The sequence below is a fragment of the Polymorphobacter megasporae genome (assembly GCF_018982885.2).
Lineage (GTDB): Bacteria > Pseudomonadota > Alphaproteobacteria > Sphingomonadales > Sphingomonadaceae > Polymorphobacter_B > Polymorphobacter_B megasporae.
In genome coordinates this window covers 3,236,405-3,261,751 of the sequence record NZ_CP081848.1, presented here as the reverse complement: position 1 = coordinate 3,261,751, position 25,347 = coordinate 3,236,405, and the positions used below count along the sequence as shown (strand labels likewise).

Annotated in this window: 25 protein-coding genes; 12 read left to right on the top strand and 13 right to left on the bottom strand. The window is 67.0% G+C overall.

What is annotated here, in order from left to right; genetic code table 11:
* Positions 1 to 12 precede the first annotated feature (12 nt).
* Together KTC28_RS15280 and KTC28_RS15275 are read right to left on the bottom strand one after the other, a co-directional pair.
* Complete coding sequence (locus KTC28_RS15280; RefSeq protein WP_216707991.1) at positions 13 to 849, bottom strand: YMGG-like glycine zipper-containing protein; 837 nt, start codon at positions 847 to 849, stop codon at positions 13 to 15.
* Between the two features lie 158 nt (positions 850 to 1,007).
* Positions 1,008 to 1,649 carry an Npun_F0296 family exosortase-dependent surface protein gene (locus KTC28_RS15275; protein WP_255602068.1) on the bottom strand — a complete coding sequence of 214 codons (642 nt, stop codon included), beginning with the start codon at positions 1,647 to 1,649 and terminating at the stop codon, positions 1,008 to 1,010.
* A gap of 340 nt (positions 1,650 to 1,989) precedes the next feature.
* Between KTC28_RS15275 and KTC28_RS15270 the strand changes: the two genes are divergently transcribed.
* The 5 genes from KTC28_RS15270 to KTC28_RS15250 all read left to right on the top strand — a co-directional run bounded on the left by KTC28_RS15270 (position 1,990) and on the right by KTC28_RS15250 (position 6,155).
* Positions 1,990 to 2,940 carry a DnaJ C-terminal domain-containing protein gene (locus tag KTC28_RS15270; RefSeq protein WP_216707990.1) on the top strand — a complete coding sequence of 317 codons (951 nt, stop codon included), beginning with the start codon at positions 1,990 to 1,992 and terminating at the stop codon, positions 2,938 to 2,940.
* Positions 2,941 to 2,953: 13 nt separating this feature from the next.
* The gene (locus tag KTC28_RS15265) at positions 2,954 to 3,868 is read left to right on the top strand and encodes a YihY/virulence factor BrkB family protein (RefSeq protein ID WP_216707989.1); all 915 of its coding nucleotides are present in this window, start codon (positions 2,954 to 2,956) and stop codon (positions 3,866 to 3,868) included.
* Positions 3,869 to 3,880: 12 nt separating this feature from the next.
* Positions 3,881 to 4,684 carry an enoyl-ACP reductase FabI gene (gene fabI / locus KTC28_RS15260; RefSeq protein WP_216707988.1) on the top strand — a complete coding sequence of 268 codons (804 nt, stop codon included), beginning with the start codon at positions 3,881 to 3,883 and terminating at the stop codon, positions 4,682 to 4,684.
* A gap of 81 nt (positions 4,685 to 4,765) precedes the next feature.
* On the top strand, positions 4,766 to 5,839 hold the full coding sequence (gene aroC, locus KTC28_RS15255; RefSeq protein WP_216707987.1) for a chorismate synthase: 1,074 nt from the start codon (positions 4,766 to 4,768) through the stop codon (positions 5,837 to 5,839).
* A 52-nt stretch (positions 5,840 to 5,891) separates the two neighbouring features.
* Positions 5,892 to 6,155 carry a TM2 domain-containing protein gene (locus KTC28_RS15250; protein WP_216707986.1) on the top strand — a complete coding sequence of 88 codons (264 nt, stop codon included), beginning with the start codon at positions 5,892 to 5,894 and terminating at the stop codon, positions 6,153 to 6,155.
* On the opposite strand, the gene KTC28_RS15245 is transcribed toward KTC28_RS15250, so the two are convergent.
* The 5 genes from KTC28_RS15245 to KTC28_RS15225 all read right to left on the bottom strand — a co-directional run bounded on the left by KTC28_RS15245 (position 6,152) and on the right by KTC28_RS15225 (position 12,119).
* On the bottom strand, positions 6,152 to 7,441 hold the full coding sequence (locus KTC28_RS15245) for an adenylosuccinate synthase (protein ID WP_216707985.1): 1,290 nt from the start codon (positions 7,439 to 7,441) through the stop codon (positions 6,152 to 6,154). The genes KTC28_RS15250 and KTC28_RS15245 overlap by 4 nt on opposite strands.
* The gene (locus KTC28_RS15240) at positions 7,434 to 7,988 is read right to left on the bottom strand and encodes an NADPH-dependent FMN reductase (protein WP_216707984.1); all 555 of its coding nucleotides are present in this window, start codon (positions 7,986 to 7,988) and stop codon (positions 7,434 to 7,436) included. The genes KTC28_RS15245 and KTC28_RS15240 overlap by 8 nt, the downstream gene beginning before the upstream one ends.
* Positions 7,985 to 9,121, bottom strand: a complete 1,137-nt coding sequence (locus tag KTC28_RS15235; RefSeq protein WP_216707983.1) for an ATP phosphoribosyltransferase regulatory subunit — start codon at positions 9,119 to 9,121, stop codon at positions 7,985 to 7,987. The genes KTC28_RS15240 and KTC28_RS15235 overlap by 4 nt, the downstream gene beginning before the upstream one ends.
* A gap of 168 nt (positions 9,122 to 9,289) precedes the next feature.
* Positions 9,290 to 10,870, bottom strand: coding sequence for a phosphoglycerate dehydrogenase (serA, locus tag KTC28_RS15230; RefSeq protein ID WP_216707982.1), 1,581 nt, complete (start codon positions 10,868 to 10,870; stop codon positions 9,290 to 9,292).
* Between the two features lie 109 nt (positions 10,871 to 10,979).
* Positions 10,980 to 12,119, bottom strand: coding sequence for a phosphoserine transaminase (locus KTC28_RS15225; RefSeq protein ID WP_216707981.1), 1,140 nt, complete (start codon positions 12,117 to 12,119; stop codon positions 10,980 to 10,982).
* A 146-nt stretch (positions 12,120 to 12,265) separates the two neighbouring features.
* On the opposite strand from KTC28_RS15225, the gene KTC28_RS15220 reads away from it, so the two are divergent.
* On the top strand, positions 12,266 to 12,763 hold the full coding sequence (locus KTC28_RS15220; RefSeq protein ID WP_216707980.1) for a hypothetical protein: 498 nt from the start codon (positions 12,266 to 12,268) through the stop codon (positions 12,761 to 12,763).
* Between the two features lie 79 nt (positions 12,764 to 12,842).
* Positions 12,843 to 13,715: an LOG family protein gene (locus KTC28_RS15215; protein WP_216707979.1), complete on the top strand. Its 873-nt coding sequence runs from the start codon at positions 12,843 to 12,845 to the stop codon at positions 13,713 to 13,715.
* Positions 13,716 to 13,834: 119 nt separating this feature from the next.
* Here the strand turns inward: KTC28_RS15215 and KTC28_RS15210 are convergent, their stop codons facing one another.
* The gene (locus KTC28_RS15210) at positions 13,835 to 14,602 is read right to left on the bottom strand and encodes a c-type cytochrome (RefSeq protein WP_216707978.1); all 768 of its coding nucleotides are present in this window, start codon (positions 14,600 to 14,602) and stop codon (positions 13,835 to 13,837) included.
* Positions 14,603 to 14,771: 169 nt separating this feature from the next.
* Here KTC28_RS15210 and KTC28_RS15205 point away from each other — a divergent pair, with 169 nt between their 5' ends.
* On the top strand, positions 14,772 to 15,680 hold the full coding sequence (locus KTC28_RS15205; protein WP_216707977.1) for a prephenate dehydratase: 909 nt from the start codon (positions 14,772 to 14,774) through the stop codon (positions 15,678 to 15,680).
* A gap of 267 nt (positions 15,681 to 15,947) precedes the next feature.
* Here KTC28_RS15205 and KTC28_RS15200 read toward each other — a convergent pair whose 3' ends face one another.
* Complete coding sequence (locus KTC28_RS15200; RefSeq protein ID WP_216707976.1) at positions 15,948 to 16,439, bottom strand: hypothetical protein; 492 nt, start codon at positions 16,437 to 16,439, stop codon at positions 15,948 to 15,950.
* Positions 16,436 to 16,750 (bottom strand): hypothetical protein, encoded by a 315-nt coding sequence (locus KTC28_RS15195; protein WP_216707975.1) that lies wholly within the window; start codon positions 16,748 to 16,750, stop codon positions 16,436 to 16,438. Before KTC28_RS15195 ends, KTC28_RS15200 begins: the two co-directional genes overlap by 4 nt.
* A 743-nt stretch (positions 16,751 to 17,493) precedes the next feature.
* Here KTC28_RS15195 and KTC28_RS15190 point away from each other — a divergent pair.
* Positions 17,494 to 19,848 carry a putative bifunctional diguanylate cyclase/phosphodiesterase gene (locus KTC28_RS15190; RefSeq protein WP_216707974.1) on the top strand — a complete coding sequence of 785 codons (2,355 nt, stop codon included), beginning with the start codon at positions 17,494 to 17,496 and terminating at the stop codon, positions 19,846 to 19,848.
* Between the two features lie 7 nt (positions 19,849 to 19,855).
* Here the strand turns inward: KTC28_RS15190 and nudC are convergent, their stop codons facing one another.
* On the bottom strand, positions 19,856 to 20,770 hold the full coding sequence (gene nudC, locus KTC28_RS15185) for an NAD(+) diphosphatase (RefSeq protein ID WP_216707973.1): 915 nt from the start codon (positions 20,768 to 20,770) through the stop codon (positions 19,856 to 19,858).
* The gene (locus tag KTC28_RS15180; protein WP_216707972.1) at positions 20,767 to 21,945 is read right to left on the bottom strand and encodes an A/G-specific adenine glycosylase; all 1,179 of its coding nucleotides are present in this window, start codon (positions 21,943 to 21,945) and stop codon (positions 20,767 to 20,769) included. Before KTC28_RS15180 ends, nudC begins: the two co-directional genes overlap by 4 nt.
* Before the next feature lie 25 nt (positions 21,946 to 21,970).
* Here KTC28_RS15180 and KTC28_RS15175 point away from each other — a divergent pair, with 25 nt between their 5' ends.
* Positions 21,971 to 22,471 carry a DUF721 domain-containing protein gene (locus KTC28_RS15175; protein WP_216707971.1) on the top strand — a complete coding sequence of 167 codons (501 nt, stop codon included), beginning with the start codon at positions 21,971 to 21,973 and terminating at the stop codon, positions 22,469 to 22,471.
* On the opposite strand, the gene KTC28_RS15170 is transcribed toward KTC28_RS15175, so the two are convergent.
* The gene (locus KTC28_RS15170) at positions 22,468 to 23,619 is read right to left on the bottom strand and encodes a TDT family transporter (RefSeq protein ID WP_216707970.1); all 1,152 of its coding nucleotides are present in this window, start codon (positions 23,617 to 23,619) and stop codon (positions 22,468 to 22,470) included. The two genes, KTC28_RS15175 and KTC28_RS15170, sit on opposite strands and share 4 nt — an antisense overlap.
* Positions 23,620 to 23,816: 197 nt before the next feature.
* Here KTC28_RS15170 and KTC28_RS15165 point away from each other — a divergent pair, with 197 nt between their 5' ends.
* Positions 23,817 to 24,488 carry a thioredoxin domain-containing protein gene (locus tag KTC28_RS15165; protein ID WP_216707969.1) on the top strand — a complete coding sequence of 224 codons (672 nt, stop codon included), beginning with the start codon at positions 23,817 to 23,819 and terminating at the stop codon, positions 24,486 to 24,488.
* A 92-nt stretch (positions 24,489 to 24,580) separates the two neighbouring features.
* Entirely contained in the window at positions 24,581 to 25,336 is a 756-nt protein-coding gene (locus tag KTC28_RS15160) for a thioredoxin domain-containing protein (RefSeq protein WP_216707968.1), read from the top strand.
* Positions 25,337 to 25,347 lie beyond the last annotated feature (11 nt).

Sequence of the window (25,347 nt, the reverse complement as noted above, 5' to 3'; positions counted from 1 at the left end):
CAGGCTTCCGGACTAGTTACGATAGCCGGTCTGCGACTGCGCCTTTGTATCGCGGAGCCGCTGGCTCATCGCATCGAGGCGCGCCTGGATGTTCGCCTCGTTCTGCGGCGAAAGCTGGCCGTTATAGTGGCGCATCGACCGCTCGCTGCGGCGGATCGAGTCGAGATCGGCGCGCGCGCGATAGACCTGGTCGCGGTTCATCGTGCCGTCGGCAGCGAACCGGTCGATCCGCTGCGCAAGGCGGTCTTCACGGCTGCGGATGTCGCGCGGGCCCTCGTCGCCCTGGTATCCTTGCGTGCGCGGATCGCCCTGATAGCCCTGCGCGCGCGGGTCGTATGCCGGCTGCGGGGCCGAATAGCCCACGGCGCGCGGATCGATGTAGCTGCCATCGGCAGCGTAATACGCTTGGTCACGCGCGGGCACCCAATAGCCATTGCTGTCGCGATAGCCGCCATTTTGCGACGCGATGTAGCGTCCGTCGTTGTCATAATAGCCGCTCGGCGCGCCGACGACCCAGGCACCATTGCGGTCGTAGTAACCAGTTGCGCTGTTGCCCTCGATGCGGTTGGCATGCCAGCGACGGCTGTTGTCGTAATAACCGTACGCACGCTCGCAGCCGCCATCGTTCGACTTGGTCAGCTGATTGCCCGCAACACCGCCGCCGACCGCGCCGAGGACGGCACCGAGCCCGCCGCCGGAGATCGCGCCGCCGAGGACCGCGCCGATACCGGCACCCGCGACGGTGCCGATGACACGGTTGTCGCGGCGCTCCTGGCAAGTCTGCTGCGCGGTTGCGGACGTCGTGATCGTGGCGGCGGCGAGGCCGACAGCGAGGATGAAATTACGCATAAAAATCCTTCGAAATGACGTTTGGTCGCCCCGTAACGATCAACAAGATTGCGAGGTTCCGGTATGGCTCTTTAGGCAGCCTGCGATGAACCCAGCCTCAACGCACACAAAAAAAGGGCCCCGGCGAACCGGGGCCCTTCGTTTGATCTTGAGCCAGGTTAGGCGGCGACGGCCGGTGTGGTGGCCCGACGGCGGCGGGCGGCAAAGCCGACCATGCCGAAGCCAACGATCATCAGCGCCCATGCAGCAGGCTCGGGGACTGCCGTGCCGGCAACGTCATCGAGCTCGAACGCCACTCCGGTCGAGGCGAAGCGCAACCCGGTGATGACTTGGCCGCTGCCAGCGGTGAAGTAGACCCGGCGGTTGGTTGAAGCAGCCGATTGGTCGCCGTTCGCTGGTGCGAACGCCGAGCCGCCATAGGAGCCGAGCGAAACGCCGCCGGCACCGAGGACATCGACCGTATTGTACGCGTCGATCGATCCCCAATAAAAGCTGATCGATTTCAATGCGTGCGCAGTGGTCAATGTCGCGTTATTCGGCGTCAGCGCCGATGAAACGTAGAGATACTGCGTCGTGTCGCCAGCCGGCGCAGCCGCGAACGACGTCGTTCCCGTCGCGTACCCATAACCGCCCGACAGTGCGTAGCCGGTCGGAAGCGTCGTTGAGTTGAAGTCGACCAGCATCGTCTCGCCCATCGCCGGACCGGAATCAGGCGAGCCGAACGCCGATGTAACAGTCATCGCGTGACCCGCCGCTGCCAAAGCCATGAACGCCGCGGCTGCCGCAAATTTAATAATCATTTTAGCGAACCCTTTCGACAAAATCCCCAAGGCCGACCCAAAAATGCCAGTCCAGCATAATCGAATGATTACGCATAGGTTAATATTAGCAAGACTCGTGCCAATTTCTCGAATCAAGCCTTGTCAGCGACTTGAACAATCAATACGGTCCCGGAATGTAAACAAATCCGACACTTTTATGAATATTTGATTGCATCATGCGGTGTCGCAGCAGTCCGCGGCGCACAAACCGACGTTTCGCTTGCTGTAATGGAGATTGGTGACGGGACGATCCGCTAAGGCGAACGCCCGGCCGCACCAACATACTGGACAGCGCGCCGCCACTGTGGTGACGGGGATCATGGCAAAAGACCTTTATTCGACGCTCGGTGTCGCGCGCGGGGCAAGCGCCGCCGACATTAAAAAAGCTTATCGCAAGCTCGCCAAGGCGAACCACCCCGACACTCATGCGGGTGACGCGGCGGCGCTGGCGCGGTTCAAGGACGTCTCGGCAGCGTACACGATCCTGTCGGATACGGGCGAGCGCGCCAAGTATGACCGCGGCGAGATCGATGCCGATGGCCAGCCGAAAGCACCGCCGGGGTATGGTGGGTTCGGCGGCGGGAGCGGCGGTGGGTTCGGTGGCGGCGACGGCTTCGGCCCGCAACCGGGAGGCGGAACACGCTTCGACTTCGGCGGCGATCCAGGTGACATTTTTTCCGAGCTGTTCGGACGCAGCGGTGGCCCGTTTGGCAGCGATCCGCGAATGCGCGCTGCCCCGGTCAAGGGCGCCGACGTGTCGTACCGCCTGAACGTCCCGTTCGAGGATGCGGCGCTGCTCAAGCCGCAGCGGATAGCGCTGAAGAACGGCAAGACGCTCGACCTCAAGCTGACTCCGGGGCTCGAAAGCGGCAAGCAGGTGCGGATGGCGGGGCAGGGCGATCCCGGTCCGGGCGGCGCGGGCGATGCGCTGGTGACGATCGATATCATGCCGCATCGCTTCTTCACGCGCGACGGTGCCGACATCCGCCTCGACCTGCCGGTGCGTCTGGGCGAGGCGGTGCTCGGTGCGAAGGTCCGGGTGCCGACGCCCGAAGGCCCGGTCATGCTCGGCGTCCCCGCCGGAACGACGTCGGGGCGCACCTTGCGACTGCGCGGGCGCGGCTTCTCCAAGGCGGACGGCAGCCGGGGCGACCTGCTTGCGACACTGATGGTCGATTTGCCCGCCGACGATGCGGAGCTTCGCAGCTTTGCCGAGCGTTGGGAGGGGGACGCGACCCGTAATCCGCGGAGCGCGCTCGGGATCGACTGAGGGGCACACCGACATGCACGTTCCGGCGGCCCTGGCCCGTTTTCTCGCAACGCGCCCATGCCAGATCGTCACGCGGGTTGTCAGTGGTACCTGGATCGACGGCTTCGTCCTCGCCGGGAACCTCGCCTATCTATCGCTCCTGACGCTGTTTCCGTTCTTCATCGTGGTTGCGACGATTGCCGGGGCATTCGGACGGACGGAGGATGGCATTCACGCGGTCAACGCCTTCATGCGGACCGTCCCGCCCGATGTCGGCAAGCTGATCGCCGCGCCGGTCCGCGCGGTGTTGACGGCGCGCTCGGGCAAGGGACTTGTAACGCTCGGTATTCTCGTGACCTTGTGGACGGTGTCCGGTTTTATCGAGACGATACGCGAGATCATCCGCAAGGCGTACGGCACGAGCAGCACGCGCCCGGTCTGGGAATACCGCGTCGGCGCGATCGCGCTGATCGTCGGCGCGGTTTTTCTGATGGTCATCGCCTTCATCGTCCAGGTCGTGATGACCGGCATCGAGCAGTTCATCGTCCAGCTCCTGCCATTCAAAGAGAACCTCATCAGTCTCGTCGGGCTTGGACGGATCGCGCCTGCGCTTGCGCTGTTCGGCTCGCTCTGGGGGCTGTTCTACGCGCTCACCCCGCGCAAATTTCGCGATGCCGGCGCACCGGTGTGGCCAGGCGCGCTGCTCATTGCAGTGGTGTGGATTGGCACGACGATGCTGCTGCCGGTCGTTCTGTCGAGTTTTGGCAGCTATGACCGCACCTACGGCAGTCTTGCCGGGGTAATCGTCGCCTTGCTGTTCTTCTATATCATCGGATTCGGGGTGGTCATCGGCGCACAGCTCAACGCAGCGCTGGCGATTGTGCCGAAACTGGGCCAGAAAGCGGCGACGATCGAACCGGGCCAAGGCGTCGACTGCGCCAAGAGTTAACAAGGACCATAAATGGCAGGACTGATGGCCGGAAAGCGCGGCCTGATCATGGGGGTGGCGAACGACCGGAGCCTCGCATGGGGCATCGCCCAGGCGGTTGCAGCGCAGGGCGGCGAGATCGCCTTCAGCTTTCAGGGGGAGGCCCTCGAAAAGCGCGTTCGCCCCTTGGCGGCGTCGCTCGGCAGCGACCTGCTTATCGAATGCGATGTCGCCGAACCCGAGAGCATCGATGCGTGCTTCGCGACACTCGCCGAGCGCTGGCCGACGATCGACTATCTCGTCCACGCGATCGGCTTTTCGGACAAGAACGAACTCCGCGGCCGCTATGTCGATACCAGCGCCGAGAACTTCGCGACGACGATGAATATCAGCGTGTTTAGCTTCACCGCGGTCGCTCAGCGCGCGTTGGCGATGATGCCCGACGGCGGGTCGATGCTCACGCTGAGCTATTACGGCGCCGAGAAGGTCATCCCGCATTATAACGTCATGGGCGTCGCGAAGGCGGCGCTCGAGACGAGTGTGCGCTACCTCGCGATGGACCTCGGACCCGACAAGGTGCGGGTCAACGCGATCAGCGCCGGTCCGATCAAGACATTGGCGGCGAGCGGGATCGGCGATTTCCGCCACATCCTCAAGTGGAACGAATATAACTCGCCGCTCCGCCGCAACGTGACGATCGACGATGTCGGCGGGGCGGGCGTGTACCTGCTGAGCGACCTCGCGAGCGGGGTGACGGGCGAGGTCCATCACGTCGACGCGGGGTATAACGTGATCGGGATGAAGGCCGAGGACGCGCCGGATATCAGCGTTGCCTGATACCCCTTTCCCACTTGGAGAGAGAAACAAGCCCGCGCCCGCTTGGGTGTGGGGAGGTGAAGGTAACACGGTAGAACCTTCATGACCTTCAACACCTTTGGCCACAGCTTCCGCTTCACCACCTGGGGCGAATCGCATGGCCCCGCGATCGGCGCGGTCGTCGACGGCTGCCCCCCCGGCCTATTGCTGTCCGAGACCGACGTCCAGCCGTGGCTCGACAAGCGCCGCCCCGGCACATCGCGCTTCACGACGCAGCGGCAGGAGCCCGATCAGGTCCGCATCCTGTCGGGCGTTTATGAGGGGCGCACCACCGGCACCCCGATCCACCTGATGATCGACAACGTCGACCAGCGGTCGAAGGACTATGGTGACATCGCGCAGGCGTATCGCCCCGGCCACGCCGATTATGCCTATGACGCCAAGTACAGCCTCCGCGATCCGCGTGGTGGCGGGCGGTCGTCGGCGCGTGAGACCGCGAGCCGGGTCGCGGCGGGGGCGGTCGCGCGGCTGGTCATCCCCGAGGTCTCCATCCGCGCGTATCTCGTCGAGCTCGGCGGCGACGCGATCGACCGCGCCGCGTTCGACGATGCCGAGATCGACCGCAACCCGTTCTTCTGCCCCGATCCTGCCGCTGCTGCGCGGTGGGAGACGCTCCTCGATGCCGCGCGCAAGTCAGGGTCGTCGCTCGGCGCGATCGTCGAATGCTGCGCGAGTGGTGTTCCAGCAGGGTGGGGAAGCCCGGTCTACGCCAAGCTCGACAGTCAGCTAGCCGCCGCGATGATGAGCATCAACGCGGTCAAGGGCGTCGAGGTCGGCGACGGCTTCGGCGCCGCACGGCTCCGCGGCGAAGAGAATGCCGACGCCATGCGCCCCGGCAACGACGGGCGGCCGGTGTTCGGCTCAAACCACGCGGGCGGCACGGCGGGCGGAATCTCGACCGGGCAACCGGTCGTCATTCGCATCGCGCTCAAGCCGACTTCGTCGATCCTTACCCCGGTCGATACGATCACCTCGACAGGCGACGCCACCATGATCGTCACCAAGGGCCGCCACGACCCGTGCGTCGGCATCCGCGCGGCACCGGTCGCTGAGGCGATGATGGCGCTGGTGCTCGCCGATGCGAGACTGATGCATCGCGGGCAGACGGGCTTTTAATCTCGCCACGTGGCGACTATCTTAGCTGGGTAACACACCCGGGAGGAATGCCATGGCGATCGATCGCTACCGTACGAACGAGGTCGGGCCGCCGGTCGCGTCGACGCTGATCACCTATGTCGTCTGGTTCTTCCTTGGCAACATTGGCGGTCACCGTTTCCTCACCGGGCGTGTCTTCAGCGGCGCAGTCATGCTCGTGCTTCACGTTCTCGGATGGTTGACGTGGTGGTTCGGCCTCGGCTTTTTGATCTGGGGCTTTGTCGGCCTATGGTGGTTGGTCGACGCCTTCCTAATCCCGGGGTGGCTCCGCGATTAGTCGACGAACGGATCGCGCACGAGGATCGTATCCTCGCGCTCGGGTGATGTGCTGACCAAAGCGACCGGGCAGTTGGTCAGTTCCTCGATGCGGCGAATGTACTTGATCGCCTGTGCCGGAAGTTCGCCCCAGCTGCGCGCGCCCATCGTCGATTCGCTCCAGCCGTCGAAGCGCTCATAGATCGGGACAACCGCCGCCTGGTCCGCCGCGTGCGCCGGGAAATGGTCGAGCGTCTTCCCGTCGAGCGTGTAGCCGTTGCAGATCATCAAATCGTCGAGCCCGTCGAGGACGTCGAGCTTGGTCAGCGCCATGCCGTGGACGCCGCTGACCTGCACCGCCTGCCGGACCAGCACCGCGTCGAACCAGCCGCAGCGGCGCTTGCGCCCGGTGACGGTGCCGAATTCGCGCCCGCGCTCGCCCAAGCGCTGCCCGATCGCGTCGTCGAGCTCGGTCGGGAAGGGGCCGCCGCCGACGCGCGTCGTGTACGCCTTGACGATGCCGAGGACGTAGTTGATCGCGCCGGGACCCATGCCGCTGCCGCTCGCGGCGGTGCCGGCGACGACGTTCGACGAGGTGACGAACGGGTAGGTGCCGTGGTCGACGTCGAGCAGCACGCCCTGCGCGCCCTCGAACAGGATGCGTTTTCCGGCGCGGCGGGCATCGCCGAGGCTCGACCAGACGGGCGCGGCAAATGGCAGGACGAACGGCGCGATCTCCTCGAGCGACGCGACCAGCGCCTCGCGGTCGACCGGGGGGATGCCGAAGCCGACGCGGAGCGCATTGTGATGCGCGAGCAGCCGGTCGAGCTGCGGTCCCATCTTGTCGAGGTGGCCGAGGTCGCAGACCCGCAGCGCGCGGCGTCCGGCCTTGTCCTCATACGCCGGGCCGATGCCGCGCCGCGTCGTGCCGATCTTGCCCGCGCCGCTGGCGTCCTCGCGCAGGCCATCGAGCTCGCTATGGAGCGGCAGGATCAGCGGGCACAGTTCGCTGACCTGCAGCGTCTCGGGGCTGATCGCGACGCCCTGGCCGCGGAGCTTTTCGACCTCGGCCTTGAAGTGCCACGGGTCGAAGACGACGCCGTTGCCGATCACCGACAGCGCACCGCGAACGATGCCACTCGGCAGCAGGCTGAGCTTGTAGACCTCGTTGCCGACGACGAGCGTGTGTCCGGCGTTGTGCCCGCCCTGGAAGCGGACGACGACGTCGGCGCGCGCCGACAGCCAGTCGACGATCTTGCCCTTACCCTCGTCGCCCCACTGCGCCCCGATAACGACGACATTAGCCATGGGGGGCAGTCCTTCCGATCCAGGTGGTGAACGCAGCCATGATCTTGGCGAGGAATTCGTGCGACGCGGGCATGACGCTGCCATCGTCGGCAAACATTTTGGCGACGTTGCCGAGGTAAGCCTCAGGCTGCTGCATCGTCGGCATGTCGAGGAAGACGAGCGATTGGCGGAGATGATGGTTCGCGCCGAAGCCGCCCAACGCGCCGGGGGTGCAGCTGATGACCGCCGCCGGTTTGCCGCTCCACACGCTCTTGCCATACGGCCGCGACCCGACGTCGAGCGCGTTCTTAAGCACGCCGGGAACCGAGCGGTTATATTCGGGAGTGACGAACAGAACCGCGCCATATCCGGCCATCGCCGTGCGAAATTCGGTGTAGGCGGGGGGCGGCGTGCCGTCGTCGTCGAAGTCCTGATTGTAGATCGGCAGCGCGCCGATTTCGACGATCGTGCAGTCGAGGTCGGGCGCGAGGTCGATCATCGCCTGCGCCAGCTTGCGGCTGAACGAGGCGCGGCGAAGGCTGCCGACGAGTACGGCGACTTTGGTCATGCGTGTCCTTCCAAAGGTTCGGCAGTGTCGCCGGTCCAGCGGTGCGTGCAGCCGGCGGGAATATCGCCATCGAGCGCCGCGACGGTGATCCAGCCTTCGCGGCGCAGGCGGTCGCCGACGGATGCAGGCGTGCCAAGGGGGAGCAGGATACGGTCGCGCGCGACGATCCCCAATCCGGCATCGACGAGGCCGTCGATATAGAGCGAGAAACCGACTGCGGGCTCGCGCGCGCCGTCGGGATGGACGATGCTATACGCGCCGCCGCGACCGATCTCGCCGCGAACGCCATCGGCGAACAGCGTGAAGCCGATCCAGCGCTGATACTCGAAGCCGTGGCGCTCGGTCGGGTCGAGCGTTACCGCAACGCCCTCCCCGTTCCCGGCGGCGAGCGCGGCGACGACGTCGGCAACATCGGCGAGGCGGTCCGCAAGGGCCGGGGGCAGGTCGAGGCGGCCGAGCGCGGCGAGAGCGGCGGCAGCGGGACCGGCGGCGGCGATCAGCGGCTGGTAGAGTGACGCGCCTCCGGCAGCGAGGCCCGCGCTGTCTTTGGCGTCGAGCAGGTCCTCGACCGTGGCGAGATCGGCGATCGGCGCGGGCCCGGCCCAGGCAGCGGCGAGGTCGGCGACGAAGCTCGGCAGGGTCAGGTCGACGGTCAGTCCGGTGACTCCGGCGCGGGTCAGCGCGGCGACCGCGAGCGTCAGCACCTCGACGACAGCGGCGACGCTGTCGCGCCCGATCAATTCGGCGCCGACCTGGAGCATCTCGCGCTCGGGGCGCAACTGGCTACCCTTCACCCGCAAGACCGCGCCGCCATAGGCCAGCCGCAGCGGCCGAGGGATGTGGGCGAGACGGGTCGCGGCGATCCGGCCGACCTGCCCGGTCATGTCGGGGCGCAGCGCGAGCGTGTGCCGCGACACAGGGTCGGTGAAGCGCAAAAGTTCCTGCCGTCCGGTCACGCCCAAGCGCCCGGCGAGACTTTCCTCGAACTCGACGAGCGGCGGCTGGACGCGTTCGTAGCCGTGGCTGGCGACGTGATCGAGCAGCCCGCGCATGAGGTGTTCGGCGGCGGCAGCCTGCGGGGGGAGCCGGTCGCGGAGGCCTTCGGGGAGGAGGCCTGCGGTGATGTCGGTCACGACCGTTCCTCCCCCCGCGAGGGGGAGGGACAGGTCACGCGCTGGCGTGACCAGGGTGAGGGTGAGGGGGGGCGCGTCGACTTTGGCTTGTGGCGCACGCACCCTCTCCCTGGTCGCCGAGGGGCCACCTGTCCCTCCCCCTCACGGGGGGAGGGAAGAAGTATTTTCTCACCCAAAATTCAGCGCCTTGACCTGCTTCACGCCGGGCAGCGCCTTGATCTCGCTGAGCACTGCCGCCGGGATTACCTCGTCGACCGACAACAGCAGCACCGCCTCCGCCCGGCTGTCACGCCGCCCGAGGTGGAACGTCCCGATGTTGACGCTCGCAGTACCGAGGGTGCTCCCGAGCCGTCCGATGAACCCCGGCTTGTCCTCGTTGACGATGAACAGCATCGGTCCGTGGAGGTCGGCCTCGACCTTGATGCCGATGATCTCGACCAGCCGCGGCTCGCGGTTGCCGAACAGCGTGCCCGCGACCGAACGCTCGCCGTCGGGGGTCCGCACCGTGACCCGGACGAGCGTGTGATAGTCGGTCTCGCGCTCGTGGCGGACCTCGGCGACGTCGATGTCGCGTTCGCGGGCGAGGAACGGCGCGTTGACCATGTTGACCGTGTCCGAATGGACCCGCATCAGCCCGGCGAGGACGGCGGCGGTGATCGGCTTGATGTTGAGCTCGGCCGCCGCGCCCTCGACCTCGACCGTCACGCCCGAGATGCCGTCGCTGACGAGCTGCCCGGTCAAGGTACCGAGCCGGTCGGCAAGCGCCATGTATGGGCGCAGCCGCGGTGCTTCCTCCGCCGACAGCGACGGGACGTTGAGCGCGTTGGTGACGCCGCCGCTCATCAGGAAGTCCGACATCTGCTCAGCGACCTGGATCGCGACGTTGACCTGCGCCTCGTCGGTCGACGCGCCGAGGTGCGGGGTCGAGATGAAGTTCGGCGTGCCGAACAACGGCGATGCCTTCGCCGGTTCGGTGGCGAAGACGTCGAGCGCCGCGCCGCCGATATGCCCCGAATCGAGCCCGGCCTTAAGCGCGACCTCGTCGATCAACCCGCCGCGCGCACAGTTGATGATGCGGACGCCCGGCTTGGTCTTCGCCAGCGCCTCGGCCGACAGGATATTCCGCGTAGAGTCGGTCAGCGGGGTGTGGAGCGTGATGATGTCGGCGCGCGCGAGCAGGTCGTCGAGCGTGACCTTCTCGATGCCGAGGTCCTGCGCGCGCTCGGGCGTCAGGAACGGGTCGAAGGCGATGACCTTCATCCGCAAACCGAGCGCGCGGTCGGCGACGATCGAGCCGATATTGCCCGCGCCGATCAGCCCGAGTGTCTTCGCGGTCAGCTCGACCCCCATGAAGCGGTTCTTCTCCCACTTGCCCGCCTGCGTCGACGCGTCGGCCTCGGGCAGCTGGCGGGCGAGCGCGAACATCAGCGCGATCGCGTGCTCGGCGGTGGTGATCGAATTGCCGAACGGGGTGTTCATCACGACGACGCCCTTGGCGCTTGCGGCAGGGATGTCGATGTTGTCGACGCCGATCCCGGCGCGGCCGATGACCTTGAGGTTGGTCGCGGCGGCGAAGACGTCCTTCGTCGCCTTGGTCGTCGAGCGGACGGCGATGCCGTCGTAATTGCCGATGATCTTGATCAGTTCGTCTTTCGACAGACCGGTGATTTCGTCGAAGTCGACCCCGCGCGCGCGGAAGATTTCGGCGGCCTTGGGGGACATTTCGTCGGCGATGAGGACTTTGGGCATGGTTTGTTATCCGATCTTCTTGCCGTCATCCCCGCGGAGGCGGGGACCCATCACCACTGAAGGTCGGGCTGATGGGTCCCCGCCTGCGCGGGGATGACGAAATTGGGGGTTAGGCGGCGACGGCCTGCTGCGTGACCTGCGCATGCGCCCAGTCGAGCCACGGTCCGAGCGCCGCGATATCGGCGGTGTCAACCGTCCCGCCGCACCAGATGCGCAGGCCCGGAGGCGCGTCACGATAGCCGCCGATGTCGAAGGCGACGCCTTCCTTCTCGAGCAGCGAGGCGATCGCCTTCGGCACGTCGGGCGACGCGCCCGGCAGCGACAGGCAGACGCTGGTGTTCGACCGCGTTCCGGGCTCGGTCGCGAGGTGCGCGACCCACGGCGTCGCCTCGACCCAGCGGTCGAGCGCGGCGGCGTTGGCGTCGGCGCGGGCGTAGAGTTCCTGCAGCCCGCCGATCGATTTCGCCCACGTCAGCGCGTCGATATAATCCTCTACCGCGAGCATCGACGGGGTGTTGATCGTCTCGCCCTCGAAGATGCCGGCGATCAGCTTGCCCTTGCTGGTCAGGCGGAAGATCTTCGGCAGCGGCCACGCCGGGACGTAGCTCTCCAGCCGCTCGACCGCGCGCGGGCCGAGGATCAGGACGCCGTGCCCGCCCTCGCCGCCAAGCACCTTCTGCCAGCTATAGGTGACGACATCGAGCTTCGCCCACGGCAGCTCCTGCGCGAACACCGCGCTCGTCGCGTCGCACAGCATCAGCCCTTCGCGGTCGTCGCGAATCCAGTCGCCGTTGGGCACGCGAACGCCCGACGTCGTGCCGTTCCACGTGAAGCAGACGTCGTGCGATTGCGGTACGCGGGTGAGGTCGGGAAGCTCGCCATACGCCGCGTTGACGACGGTGCAGTCGGCAAGCTTGAGCTGCTTGACCGCGTCGGTCACCCAGCCTTCGCCGAAGCTTTCCCACGCCGCCATCGTCACCGGGCGCTGCCCAAGCATCGACCACATCGCCATTTCGAAGGCGCCGGTGTCGGACGCGGGGACGATGCCGATGAGGTGGGTGTCGGGAACCTGCAGTACCTCGCGGGTCATGTCGATCGCGAGCTTGAGGCGCGCCTTGCCGAGCTTCGACCGGTGCGAGCGGCCGAGCACGTCGGTTTTGAGTTGGTCGGGGGTCCAGCCGGGACGCTTGGCGCAAGGGCCGGACGAGAAAAAGGCGCGCGCCGGGGGCGCGTTCGGTCGGTCAATCATAGTCTCTCCTCACAGAGAGCTCGCGCCGCGTTGGGACGGCGTGGCCCGTCGCCGTGAGTAAAGAAGCCTCCGCTCCAGTCAAGCGGTTTGCACCGGAGCCGAATCGATCCGATACCGTTTTGCGCTCGACTGTCGAAAGGTCTCTTATGCAAATTTTCCGTCTGACCGCCGCCGTGATGCTGCTCGCGACCACCCCGCTTGCCGCGCAGACGACGCCGGGCGACGAGCGCAGCGTCGCGACGATCGCGGGGTCGCCGCTGCACGATTTCGGCATCAAGAAGACCAAGGTCTCGCCGGTTCTTGTCCGTGCGGCGGAACATCCGTACACGACCGACGGGCTCAAGACGTGCAAGTCGATCGGTGCCGCAGTCACGGAACTGAACACCGCGCTCGGCCGCGACGTCGACGCGCCGACCGACGGCACGAAGCCGAGCGAGGCGACCGAATTGTCGATGGACGCCGGGCAGGACACGATCAACAGCCTGATCCCCGGGCGCTTCATCATCCGCCGCCTGTCGGGTGCCGCCAACGCCCAGCGCAAGGCGCGCTCGGTGGTCTACGCCGCCTCGGTCCGCCGCGGCTTTCTCAAGGGCTATGGTGACGCGAAGGGGTGCAAATGGCCCGCGGCACCGCGCGTGAAGTAGAGCTGCGCGGCGGAAGCGGGGGCGACAAGCGACGGCGAAGCGCGTAAGTCGCCCCCGCCGTGCCCCGCGAGACCCTGCCATGACTTCCAGCCCAGCATCACCCGCAGCCAAACCGGCGCGCCTGTTTCCGACCGCGCGCGACGAAGCCGCCGTCGCCAACAAGCCGACGTCGACTGCGCAGACCGAACATTCCGCGTACCGCCTCGCATTCCAGGACAATGAATTCCTGCTCCGTGACGAGGCGCGACCGGTCCGTCTCCAGCTCGAATTGATGAAGGCCGAACTCGCGCTCGCCGAAGCGCGAATTGCGTCGACCTTCGTGATTTACGGTTCGGCGCGGATCCCGTCGCCGGAGGACGCAGCAGCACTCGTCGCGGCGTCGGAGCCGGGCGAGGACCGGCGGATCGCCGAGAGCCTCGCCGCCAAGTCGCATTACTATACCGTGGCCCGTGAGCTGGCGCGGCTGGCGTCGTCGGTCGGCGAGGACGCTGCGGGCAAGCAGTTCGTCGTCTGCTCGGGTGGCGGGCCGTCGATCATGGAGGCAGCGAACCGCGGGGCTGCCGACGTCGGCGCGATCTCGATCGGATTGAATATCGTCCTGCCGTTCGAGCAGGTGCCGAACCCGTACGTCACCCCGGGGCTGTCATTCCAGTTCCACTATTTCGCGCTGCGGAAGATGCACTTCCTGATGCGTGCGAGGGCGGTCGCGGCGTTCCCGGGCGGCTTCGGCACGTTCGACGAACTGTTTGAGCTGCTGACACTGGTCCAGACCGGCAAGGTGCCGCCGCTGCCGATCTTCCTGTTCGGGCGCGACTTCTGGAGCCGGGTGGTCAACTTTGACGCGCTCGCCGAGGAAGGCACGATCGCCCGGACCGACCTCGATCTGTTTCACATCGTCGAGACGGCGGACGAGGCGTGGGCGATCGTCAAGGCGCATTACGGGCTGGCCTGAGACGACCGCCGCGGCGGCGTGACCCCGGTGAAGGCCGGGGCCCGCCGATCCTGCACCGCGAAGTTCGTCGCCTGCACGAACCTGGACCCCGGCCTTCGCCGGGGTCGCGGGTAGGTATTTTAGGCGGGCTTCGACCCGGGGGTCGGAACGGTCTTCGACGTGCCCTGCTGCTTCTCTGCGCCAGTGCTGCCCGGCGCAATGTCGGGAGCCTTGCCGGCTTGCGGCGCAGGCTTTTCGGCGGTCGGCGTGGCCGCAGGCGCGCCGGCGGCGGATGCCGCCGCAGGGGCACCAGCAGCTGCAGGCGCACCAGCTGCGGCGGGGGCCGCTGCCGGGGCGGCAGCCTCGGCCGGAACCGGCGGGATCGGCAGCGGGTGGTCGCTCTTGCTGTTGAGGTAGGCGATGACCGCAGCGCGTTCCTCGGGCTTGGCGATCCCGGCGAACGCCATCTTGGTGCCCGGAACGAAAGCCTTGGGGTTGGTCAGCCACGTGTTGAGCTCGTCCCAGTCCCACTTCTGGCCGCTCGTCTTCTGCATCGCGTCCGAATAGGAGAAGCCGGGCATGTGATCGTGCGGGCCGCCGACGACGCCATATAGGTTCGGGCCGATCCCCGCCGCGCCGCCCTTTTCGGCGTTGTGGCAGGCGCCGCACTTCTTGAAGACATCGGCGCCCTTGTCGACGCTGGCCGACGCGAGATAGAATTCGATCGGCTTGTCTGCGACGGGCGCGGGGCCCGCGGCGGCGACTTCCTCGACGCCCTCGACGATGTAGCCTGGCTTGGCGAGCTTGCCCGGGTGGAAGACCTCACCGGTGAACAGGACCAATGCGAGGACCGTCATCGCAGCGGCGAGCGTCCAGCCCGCGATCTTGTTCCACTCGAAACTGTCCACGATGTTCTCCGGAAAGCGGGGCGTACACTCGCCCCGGCAAAGCGGGCGGACCATAGTTGCCGCGTCCCGCGCTCGCAAGCCATGTATCGTCGCACTGCAGCATGCGCGCGCAGGGCGGTCGTTCCGGCGCGGCATTGTAACCGCCAGTTACATTTCGTACCCACCGCCGATGACCAGCTACCCCGCTCCCGCCGCCGCGCTCGTCGCCGCGATGCACGCCGCCGCCGCCGCTGACCCAGCGCGCGCGGTCGCGTTCCAAGGCGCGCCCGGGGCGTATTCGCACCAGGCGGTCCGTGAGGCCTTTCCCGACGCGCTGCCGTTGCCGTGCTTCAGCTTCGATGACGCGATCGAGGCGGTCCAGTCGGCACGAGCAGGGCGCGCGGTGATCCCGATCGAGAATTCGCTCCACGGCCGCGTCGCCGACATCCACTTCCTGCTGCCCGAGTCCGGGCTGGCGATCGTCGGCGAGCATTTCGTCCGCGTGCGCCACTGTTTGCTTGGCGTGCGCGGGGCCGTGCGCGAGGACGTGCGCGTCGCGATCAGCCATGAACAGGCGCTCGGGCAGGTCCGCCGCCGCCTCGCCGGCTGGGGCATCGCCGCCGAGCGATACGCCGACACTGCGGGTGCCGCTGCGCTCGTCGCCGAGGCGGGCGATCCGGCGCAAGCAGCGGTCGCGTCGCGCCTCGCCGCCGAGCTGTACGACCTCGACGTCCTCGCCGAGAATATCGAGGATGCCGCCCACAACACGACGCGCTTCGTCGTTTTGTCGCGTGAAGCGAAGCTTCCCGCGCCGGGCTACCCGCTGATGACCAGCCTGTTGTTCGAGGTCCGCTCGGTCCCGGCGGCGCTGTTCAAGGCCTTGGGCGGGTTCGCCACCAACGGCGTCAACCTGACCAAGCTCGAAAGCTATCTCAAGGGCGGGGCGTTCTCGGCGGCCGAATTCTACGCCGACATCGAGGGAGCTCCCGACGATCCCGGCGTCGCCCGCGCGCTCGACGAACTGCGCTTTCACACCAACTGGGTCCGCATCCTCGGCACCTACCCGCAAGCCCGCAGCCGCGAGCTGCCCGGCGGCTGATCGAGTCGCGCGGCGAAAAGTGTCAAGCCAGCTTGTCGAAGTTGATGAAGTTGACGCCACGCCGGATCGAAACGCACCCCCTCCGCAGCGGCCCGGGCGACGCTGGCGGCTGGCGAGGGGGTAGAGGGCGGTCATCGGCCAAAGGCTGGCAAATCGAGGGCGTGTAGGACAGCGTTATTTCGGGACATGCGCTCGCCACCGACTCCAAGCAGCGATCGAGGAACTGCCGATCAACTCAGCTAAGGGGGGCGTTCGTTGAGCCGGTGCCTAATGCGACCCCGAAGCTGGCCTGAGCCAGCGGATCGTCAGAAACCGGCTATGGACCGCAGTGTCGATCACTTCCTCGTGATATCCCTTGGCCTCGAGAAAATCCGCCGTGCCGGCCCGCAAAGCAACAGTGCAGAGCGGAAAAAGCAGCAGGCACAAAAGCGCAACCCCGACCACCCGCTGGCCCCGGTTGAGACGCTTCCCGCCGCCTCCCCGATTACGACAACCGGACGCCGGCACATCTTCCGGGGGCAGAAGGGCGAACAAGCCGAAGCCCATGATCGCAACCCCCATGAGCAACAACCCCGGCGTGCCGGTCATCACATCGATCGATGCCGGCAGCGTAAGCAACGCTTTTCCGATTGTCGCCAGCTGCGCCATCCCGGCAATCACCATCGCCAACCCACCAATACCGGCGACCCCGGCGTAAAGCCGGCGCTGCCACGGTCGGAGCGGCGGAACAACTTCTGACAGACTGTCGGTGCGGCTCATAGAAAACCCATTTCCCAACGCACCATCGAAGCCTGTCGCTCGACCCAGTCAGCGGATACTTGCGAAGCCCGCGACAGATCGCGCACCGCCCCTGAATTTTCCAGTCGGTGCCATGTAGCAGCCCCGGCAACCTTGGCCGACTCAGTTAACGTCTTGAGTTTGTCGAGCCCTTCTTCGCAAAGCTTGCCTAATTTCTCGGTTACCCCGAAATGCTTGTCGAGCATGTCCAAAACGATCGCGAGTCCGACGCCGACAACCAAGGCAGCCACAACCGGTCCGATTGCGACGATAGCGGTACCCATGATCGCCACTGTACCAACTCTAACCAAAAAGGGGGACGGCTGCTTCCGCCCTTAGTTGCGGTCGCTACGATCCCGTTCACTGTGCCTCTGTCTGCGTCCGTGCCTTCGCGGTCTGGTCATCAATGATGCCGACGATCTGCGACATGGGAATCGTGAAGACTCCACCGTCTGCCCTTCGCCATTCTGCAATACCTTCTCCAGAGCGATCGTCGGAAATTCCGGCTTCGCCGCAGATAGCTTGGTTACGCTCGCATCGAGCGTCTCGTCTGACACTGGAATATGCGGCAACACGCCAGCTATTCCAGGTGTGGAGAAATGAACGCCGATAACGCTGATGTGGTAAACCTTTGTCGATCCCAGCAATTCGACGCGCTGCACCTTGAGAAGCGATCCCGCGTCTTGCGGACGGGTGCGGTATTCCCACACCTGACCTGCTACGTATCTTGGGGGCAGCACTTGACCCGATAATCCAGCGGTTGCGAATAGAATGCCTACGAGACGAAAGCGCGACATAAACCCCCCTTTGCGTGACGTTACGGTGTCCGCGCTCTACGACCGGCCTCTGATGAAAGCAGACAGACAGCTCTCCAACCCATAGCAGACGCTCGCCTATGGTCCGCCAACGATCCAATGCGCTCTCCGCTTGTGGTCTTGACGCTCGGGTAGATCGCAAGCGCCATCCGTTCCGGCACTAAACCTTGACCCCACCCCGCCGTTTGAACCTGCAACGAAGATGCAAGGGGCGGTCCACCATGTCGGCGATGTTCCGGCCACCGACGGCGGTGGTCAAGGCGATCGGCTGGGCCGAGGTATTCGGTTTCGGTCACGGCAGCGACCCGTTCTGGGCGAGCGTCCGCGCGGCGCAGCTCGCGCTGGTCGGGCGCTATGTGCCGTTCAACGTTGCCTGCGTCGCGGTCAACCTCGCCGCGCTTGGTATCGTCCTGCGCCGGACCGGCGACCCGGCGGTGCTGGCATGCTTTGCGGCGGCGCTGATCGGGCTGATGGCGGTGTGGCTGGCGGGCTGGATCGAACAGCGCGAAGGCCCGGTGCCGATTGCCGCCAGTCGCGCCGACGTTGCCGCGTTCTGCGCGAAGATCCTCGCGTTCGGCGCGCTGTGGGCGTTGTTCATGGTCTATATCGTCCCGCGCGCGGCACCTCCCGAGCAGGTCTACCTGTCGTTGCTGTCGGTTGCAGTGATGGGCATGTGCGGCTTCGCGACCTCGGTGCTGCCGCTGCCGAGCGCGCTGCTGGTGACGCTGGTCGCGGGCAGCGCGATCTTCGGCGTCCCCGGCGGCACTGCGGCGTGGCCGGTCCAGCTCGGCATCGCGACCTTCGCCGTCGCGATCGTCCGCGGGGTGATGGTGACGAGCTTTTCGATGATGGCGCGGATGCGGACCGAGGCCGAGCACGCCGAGCAGGAGGCGGTGATCGGCATGCTGCTCAGCGAGTTCGAGGCGAACGGCAGCGACTGGCTGTTCGAGCTCGACGGCGACTTGCGGCTGACCCACGTCTCGCCCCGCTTCGCCCTCGTCGCGCAGCGCCCGCGCGAGGCGATGCTCGGGCAGGACCTGCTGCCGATGCTCGGCTGCAGCCGGCGCGGGGCCGAGGCGCGGCAGGCGATCCGGCTGCTCGGCGAGCATTTCGCGCATGCCCGGCCGTTTCGCGATATCGTCGCGCCGGTCAAGGTCGGCGGCGAGACGCGGTGGTGGCAGTTGTCGGGCACGCCGAAGCACGATGCGCGCGGGCGTTTCGCCGGTTATCGCGGGGTCGGGTCGGACATCACCGACATTCGGCTGAGCCACGACCGGATCGCGCATCTCGCACGGTTCGATCCGCTGACGGGCCTCGCCAACCGCTCGCTCCTCCGCGAGCGGCTCGACGAGGCTTTGATCCGCTCGACCCGGACGCGGACCGGTTGCGCGTTGCTGTTCGTCGACCTCGACCGGTTCAAGTCGGTCAACGACACGCTCGGGCATCTTGCCGGCGACCGGATGCTGCGCGAGGTCGCGGCGCGGCTGCGGCAGGCAATGGGGGCGGAGGCGCACATCGGACGGCTCGGCGGCGACGAATTCGCGGTCGTCCTGCCCGAAAGCTCGACCACGAGTGCCGAAGCCGCATCGCGCGCGATCGTCGCGGTGTTGTCGCAGCCATTCGATGTCGACGGCGTGCCCGTTACGATCGGCGCGAGTGTCGGCTTCGCTATTGGACCCGCCGACGGCGCGACGGTCGACGTGTTGCTGCGCTCGGCCGATCTCGCGCTGTACGAGGTCAAGGGGTCGGGCAGGGGGGCCGCGTGCCGGTTCGTCCCCGCGATCAAGGACAAGGCCGACGAGCGCCGCGCGATCGAGGCCGACCTGCGCGGCGCGCTCGCAGGCGGACAATTCCAGCTCGCCTACCAGCCCGTCGTCGATGCCGCCGACGAGGGCATCGTCGGCTTCGAGGCGCTGCTCCGCTGGCACCATCCGACGCTCGGGTTGATCCCCCCGGCGAAATTCATTCCGATCGCCGAGGAGACCGGGCTGATCGTCGAGATCGGCGCATGGGTCCTGCGCGAGGCGTGCGCGCAGGCGCGCGAATGGCCCGGACATGTCCGCGTCGCGGTCAACCTGTCGCCGGTCCAGTTCGACGATCCGCGCCTCGTCGAGCGCGTCGCCGCCGCGCTCGTCGACTTCGGCATCGCCCCCGACCGGCTCGAACTCGAGATCACCGAGAGCCTGTTCATGAACGAACGCGCGGCGACGGTGGCGATGCTCGCGGCGTTGAAAGCGCTCGGCATTCGCTTCGCGCTCGACGATTTCGGCACCGGCTATTCGTCGCTCGGCTACCTCCAGAAGGTCGCGTTCAGCCGCATCAAGATCGACCGCAGCTTCGTCATGCACGCGACCGAACCGGCGAGCGAGGCGGTCGCGATCATCCAGGCGATCGTCGCGCTGGCGACCAGCCTCGGGATGGAGACGACGGCGGAAGGGGCGGAGACGCGCGCGGAATTCGACGTCTGCCGTGAGCTAGGGTGCCTGCAGGTCCAGGGGTATCTGACGGGGCGGCCGATGGGGGCGGCGGAGGCGACCGCGCTGGTCGCGCCGGTGTTGTTGAGGGCGGTGGCGTAGGGAAGGGCTATTCGTCCACCCATGTTCGCAAAAGCGTATGCGCGATCGCCAGCGGGGGCGGCGCGAGCCACGGCCCAACCCCGTCGAGCGCGGCGCGGACTTCGCCTTTCGTCACCCACTTCGCTTCCTCGATCTCGTCGTCGTCGAGGTTGAGTTCGCGGGTCGTGGCCTCGGCGAAGGCTCCGACCATCAGGTTCGACGGGAATGGCCACGGCTGGCTGGCGATGTAGCGGACGCGGGCGACGCCGATCCCGGCCTCCTCGAACAATTCGCGCGCGACGGCTTCCTCGAGGGTTTCACCCGGCTCGACGAACCCCGCCAGCGCCGAGAAGAAGCGCTTGGGGAAGCGCGGCTGGCGGCCGACAAGGGCGTGCGGCTCGCCGAGATCGGGGGTGTCGAGGATCGCGAGCATGATCACCACCGGGTCGGTCCGGGGGAAATGATGCGCGCCGCAGACGTCGCACAATCGCTCGTACCCCGCCTTGAATACCCGCGTCGGGCTCGCGCAGTTGGCGCAGAATTTGTGGCGCGCGTGCCAGTCGAGCAGCGACCGCGCCTGCGCGAAGATCGCCGCGTCGCCGGGGTTCGGGCTTGCCGCGAGCTCTGCGCCGAACGCCCGTGGATCGCCGAGCGGCCCGAGATGCGCTCCGGGAGCGGCGACGGCGAAGCGCGGCGCGCCGTCGTCGAGGCCGAGGAATACCGTCGTCGCGTCGGCCGGAACCGCGTCGCGCTCGAGCCACATCAGCCCGCCGCCTTCGGGGAGCACCGGGCGCAGGTCGTCGAGGATGAGCCAGCGGGCGGCACGGTTCGACCGCGCCATGACCATCGCGCCCTCGTCCTTGCGCATCGCGTCGGCGCGGTCGAGCGGCGAGCCACTGAACCCGACGCGCGGGGTGGTCGGGCCGGCGAAGGGATCGGTCATGCAGTGGTCTCCAGGGCGAGCGGCGGCGACTGAACAGCATCGGCGCGCGCGCGCAAGACTGCTTCCGCACAACGGGCGAAAAGCGTGGGGAGTCCGGCGGTGGCGATCGTCGCGACGGGATGCCAGATGCCGTTGGTGTCGGGGCGGGTGGAGGGGTGGTTGACGACGACCGAAAGCCGCAGCTCGAAGTGGGTGAAGACGTGGCGGACGATCCCGATCACGGTGTCGCTGATCATGGTTTCATCAGCAGCTTCATTGCTGTCATTCCCGTAAAAGCGGGGACCCAAGGTCACCGAGGGTCGTGACATTGGGTTCCCGCCTTCGCGGGGATGACATAGTATCTTTGGCGGACACTCGCTCCACTCGCCCGTCGGCAAGCCGAGCATTCCGCCGAGCAACCCCGACCCCGGCCGCCGTTCGAGCAGCACCGCGCCGTCGTGCTCGATCCAGTAAGCGATGCCATAGCGGACCGGCTTCACCACTTTCGGCGGCTTGACCGGAAAACGCGCGGGATCTCCTCCTGCTAATGCAGCACAATCCTCGCTCAGCGGACATCGTTCGCACTTCGGCACCCGCGGGGTGCAGATCGTCGCACCGAGGTCCATCATCGCCTGCGCATGGTCCCCCGCCCGCGTATCCGGGGTCAGCCGGTCCGCCAGCGCATACAGCTCGCGCTTCGCCTTCGGCAGCGGCGTCGCCACCGCAAACAGCCGCGCGACGACCCGCTCGACATTGCCATCGACGACCACCGCGCGCCGCTCGAACGCGATCGCGGCGATCGCGGCGGCGGTGTAGCCGCCAACCCCCGGCAGCGCGCGCAGCCCCGCCTCGTCATCGGGCCAGCCGCCGCGCGCGACGACGGCGCGGGCGCAGGCGAGCAGGTTGCGTGCCCGGGCATAATAGCCGAGCCCCGCCCATTCGCGCATGACGTCGGCATCGTCCGCCGCCGCGAGCGCTTCGACGCTCGGCCACAATGCGAGAAACCGCGCATAATAAGGTGCGACCGCCGCCGTCGTCGTCTGCTGGAGCATAATTTCCGACAGCCAGACGCGGTACGGCGTCGGCGGCGGCGCGGCTCCCGGCGGGCTGCGCCACGGCAGCGTCCGGGCATTCGCATCGTACCACGCGAGCAGCTTCGCTGGCACCGGAGTGGCGCAATCTTCGTCGACGGGCATCGTCCGCCTATGGCATAGCGAGCGCATGGCCGAAACCGAATCGACACTGCCGCGCAAGGGCCGGTCCGCGCGCGCGGTCAGCGAACTCGTCCCCAAGGTCGGCGGGGCCGCGTTCCGCCGCTTCGGCTTCATGCAGAACGAGGTCGTCGCGCGCTGGGCCGAGATCGTCGGCGAGCAATACGCGCGCTATTCGACCCCCGAATCGATCGCCTTTCCGGTCGGCAAGAAGAGCGGCGGGACGCTCAAGGTCTGCGTCACCGGGGCGTTCGCGCCGATGCTCAAGCACGTCGAGCCACAGGTCATCGAGCGGGTCAACCGCTACTTCGGCTATGCTGCAGTGTCGCGCGTCGCGCTGCGCCACGGCGACCTGCCCGCGACGGTGCGACGCGCGACCGTTACCGAGCATCCACTGTCGGCCGAGACCACGACCACCCTCCGCGACATCGCCGACCCCGACCTTCGCGCCAGCCTCGAATCGCTGGCGCGCGCGCTGTCGTCGACCCGCGGGATCCCCAAGATCAGCTAGTCGACCTTGGCGATGCACGGCGAGACGAACAAATGGCCCTTCCAGCCGCCGTCGACCGTCCGCGCGGCGACGAGCACCCACAATAGTCCGACAACGACGGTCAGCAGCGCCCCGAAGATCGACAGGCCGCCGAGGTGGAGCGTCGCGCCGAGACGGATCGTCGCCAGCGCATAGACCCCGAGCGGGAAGATATAGCCCCACCAGCCGAGGTTGAACGGCACCCCCGACCGGGCATAGCGCGCGGTGATCAGCGTCCCGAGCAGCAGCCACCACAGGCCGAAGCCCCACAGCACCGTCGCGACGATCAATCCGCCCGAAGCGGCGACGTGCCCGGCCTCGGCGAACCCGGCCGCGCCAAGAATCGCCGGGGCGGCCTTCCCGAGGACGACCATGCCGAGCGCTCCCGTGCCGATCGGGCCGAGCGCGAGCCAACTCGACGATGCCATGCTCGACGGCGGCAATTTGTACAGCGCCATCCGCAGGATCAGGATCGCGAGGATGCCGAACGCGAGCGGCACCGAATATCCCCACAGGACATAGCTCGCGACGAGCGTCGGAAAGCGGTCGGCGGCGGCGAGGTGCGGTGCGAGCAATCCCCCGGTGACCGCGGCGACCTCGGCCGCGACGACCGGAAGCAGCCATACCGCCGTCATCTGGTCGACGCTGTGATCCTGCCGGGTGAACATCAAATACGGGATGCCGACGCCGATCACGACCGCGAGCGCGATGTCGAGCCACCACAACGCCTCGGCGACCGGGACGACGCCGGGCCCCCACAGCGGCAGTCCGAACGCCAGCAGGCCGTTGATGATCGTCGCCAATCCCATCGGGATCGTCCCGATGAACATCGACACGATCGAATGGCCGAAGATCCGCCGCGCCTCGCTGCCGAACATGATCCAGCGCGCGGCGTACAATCCGCTGAAAACGATGAACAGGACGATATCGAGCAGCCACAGTCCTTGCCCAATCCCGCGCAGGCCCGGCACCGCGAACGGAAATTGCGCGAGCATCAGCGCGAGGATACCGGTCCCCATTGTCGCAGCGAACCAGTTCGGCGTGAACTGGCGGATCATCTCGCGCGGATGGCTGAGGCTCGACAGCGGGCGCAGGCCGGCGAAGATTTCGGCGCGGTGATCGTGAAGCATGGCTCGGCCCTTACTGGAGCGACGTTAATAGGCATGCCTCGATGCCGCCGCCACCTTTGACGCCGCCTCGGCTTCGCCTGTATCGTGACCCGGCACGTTATCTGCCGAAAGTGCCCGTCCATGACCCCGCGTTTCCGTTCACTGCCGATCGTCCTCGCCGCGTCGCTGGCGCTTGCCGCATTTGGCGAGATGGCGAGATGGCGAGCGCCGCGCCCGCGAAACCGGCGGTGGTCAACACCGCGAAGCCCGCCGCGGCGAACTGGCTCGACGTCATCGTCGCGACGCCCGAGGGCGGGTTCCGCCAGGGCAATCCGAACGCCAAGGTCAAATTGCTCGAATTCGGCTCGTTGACCTGCCCGCATTGCGCCGCCTTCGCCCGCGTCAACGTTCCCACGTTGCGCAGCCAATATGTCGCGACCGGCAAGGTAAGCTACGAATACCGTCCGTTTCTGCTCAACGGCGTCGACCTCGCACCGGCGTTGCTCGTCCGTTGCGAGGCACCCGCCGCCGCGATCAAGCTGATCGACGCCTTTTACGAGCAGCAGCCGCAATGGACCCTGCCGTTCACCAAGCCGCTCCCCGACGACGTCCAGAAGCGGCTCAGCGCGCTGCCGCAGGAGCAGCAGATCAGCGCCTTTGCCGCGAATGGCGGCCTCGATACCTTCATGGCGAACCGGGGGATGCCGCGCGCGAAGTTCGATGCGTGCACCAGCGACAAGGCGGGGATCGCCAAGCTCGAGGACATCCGCACCGACGCCGACAAGAATTACGGGCTGACCGCGGTCCCGACCTTCGTCATCAACGGCAAGACGGTGCCCAATGCCTATGACTGGTCGAAGCTCAAGCCGGCGATCGACGCCGCGCTTTGAGCCATTCGCGAAGGTCGCGGATGGCGCTTTGACGCGGCGGTGCAGGTGCCGCTATTCTGACGGTCGCCCCGCGTCACAGGAACCCCGCGCTCATGCCATTTGCCGCCCGTAGCATCGCCGCCGCCGCCCTCGCTGCCCTGACCCTGACCGCGTGCGGCGACAAGGCGTCGAGCGCCGCGCCGACCAAGTCGACGACCGCCGCCAAGGCGACCCCGGCGACGCCCGCGACGAAGGACTGGCTCGATGTCGTCACGATGACCCCCGAGGGCGGGTTCAAGCAGGGTAACCCCGACGCCAAGGTCAAGCTGCTCGAATTCGGCTCGCTGACCTGCTCGCACTGCGGCGCGTTCGCGCATGAGGGCGTTCCCGAACTCCGCGCCAAATATATCGCCACCGGGAAGGTCAGCTACGAATACCGCACCTTCATCCTGAACGGCGTCGATTTCGCGCCGTCGCTCCTCGTCCGCTGCCAGCAGCCGGCGGCGGCGCTCAAGCTGATCGACGCGTTCTACGACCAGCAGGCGGTGTGGACAGTGCCGTTCACCAAGCCGCTGCCCGACGATGTGCAGAAGAAGCTCGCGACGCTGCCGCAGGAGCAGCAGATCACCGAATTCGCCGCGCAGGGCGGGCTTGACGCGTTCATGCGGACGCGCGGGATGACGCGTGCCAAGTTCGACCAGTGCACCAGCGACAAGGCCGGGATCGCCGCGCTGACCGCGATCCGCGACGAGGCGACGAACAAGTACAAGCTCCAGGGAACGCCGACCTTTGTCATCAACGGCGTCACCCAGACCGACACCGCGAATTGGGCGAAGCTCAAGCCGCTGCTCGACGCTGCGGTCAGCTAAGGCGGGGGGAG

Bases quoted from the DNA above. Each gene is read 5' to 3' on its own strand.
- KTC28_RS15280 (WP_216707991.1), bottom strand. From the start codon at position 849: ATGCGTAATTTCATCCTCGCTGTCGGCCTCGCCGCCGCCACGATCACG.
- KTC28_RS15275 (WP_255602068.1), bottom strand. From the start codon at position 1,649: ATGATTATTAAATTTGCGGCAGCCGCGGCGTTCATGGCTTTGGCAGCG.
- KTC28_RS15270 (WP_216707990.1), top strand. From the start codon at position 1,990: ATGGCAAAAGACCTTTATTCGACGCTCGGTGTCGCGCGCGGGGCAAGC.
- KTC28_RS15265 (WP_216707989.1), top strand. From the start codon at position 2,954: ATGCACGTTCCGGCGGCCCTGGCCCGTTTTCTCGCAACGCGCCCATGC.
- fabI (WP_216707988.1), top strand. From the start codon at position 3,881: ATGGCAGGACTGATGGCCGGAAAGCGCGGCCTGATCATGGGGGTGGCG.
- aroC (WP_216707987.1), top strand. From the start codon at position 4,766: ATGACCTTCAACACCTTTGGCCACAGCTTCCGCTTCACCACCTGGGGC.
- KTC28_RS15250 (WP_216707986.1), top strand. From the start codon at position 5,892: ATGGCGATCGATCGCTACCGTACGAACGAGGTCGGGCCGCCGGTCGCG.
- KTC28_RS15245 (WP_216707985.1), bottom strand. From the start codon at position 7,441: ATGGCTAATGTCGTCGTTATCGGGGCGCAGTGGGGCGACGAGGGTAAG.
- KTC28_RS15240 (WP_216707984.1), bottom strand. From the start codon at position 7,988: ATGACCAAAGTCGCCGTACTCGTCGGCAGCCTTCGCCGCGCCTCGTTC.
- serA (WP_216707982.1), bottom strand. From the start codon at position 10,870: ATGCCCAAAGTCCTCATCGCCGACGAAATGTCCCCCAAGGCCGCCGAA.
- KTC28_RS15225 (WP_216707981.1), bottom strand. From the start codon at position 12,119: ATGATTGACCGACCGAACGCGCCCCCGGCGCGCGCCTTTTTCTCGTCC.
- KTC28_RS15220 (WP_216707980.1), top strand. From the start codon at position 12,266: ATGCAAATTTTCCGTCTGACCGCCGCCGTGATGCTGCTCGCGACCACC.
- KTC28_RS15215 (WP_216707979.1), top strand. From the start codon at position 12,843: ATGACTTCCAGCCCAGCATCACCCGCAGCCAAACCGGCGCGCCTGTTT.
- KTC28_RS15205 (WP_216707977.1), top strand. From the start codon at position 14,772: ATGACCAGCTACCCCGCTCCCGCCGCCGCGCTCGTCGCCGCGATGCAC.
- KTC28_RS15200 (WP_216707976.1), bottom strand. From the start codon at position 16,439: ATGAGCCGCACCGACAGTCTGTCAGAAGTTGTTCCGCCGCTCCGACCG.
- KTC28_RS15190 (WP_216707974.1), top strand. From the start codon at position 17,494: ATGTCGGCGATGTTCCGGCCACCGACGGCGGTGGTCAAGGCGATCGGC.
- nudC (WP_216707973.1), bottom strand. From the start codon at position 20,770: ATGACCGATCCCTTCGCCGGCCCGACCACCCCGCGCGTCGGGTTCAGT.
- KTC28_RS15180 (WP_216707972.1), bottom strand. From the start codon at position 21,945: ATGCCCGTCGACGAAGATTGCGCCACTCCGGTGCCAGCGAAGCTGCTC.
- KTC28_RS15175 (WP_216707971.1), top strand. From the start codon at position 21,971: ATGGCCGAAACCGAATCGACACTGCCGCGCAAGGGCCGGTCCGCGCGC.
- KTC28_RS15170 (WP_216707970.1), bottom strand. From the start codon at position 23,619: ATGCTTCACGATCACCGCGCCGAAATCTTCGCCGGCCTGCGCCCGCTG.
- KTC28_RS15165 (WP_216707969.1), top strand. From the start codon at position 23,817: ATGGCGAGCGCCGCGCCCGCGAAACCGGCGGTGGTCAACACCGCGAAG.
- KTC28_RS15160 (WP_216707968.1), top strand. From the start codon at position 24,581: ATGCCATTTGCCGCCCGTAGCATCGCCGCCGCCGCCCTCGCTGCCCTG.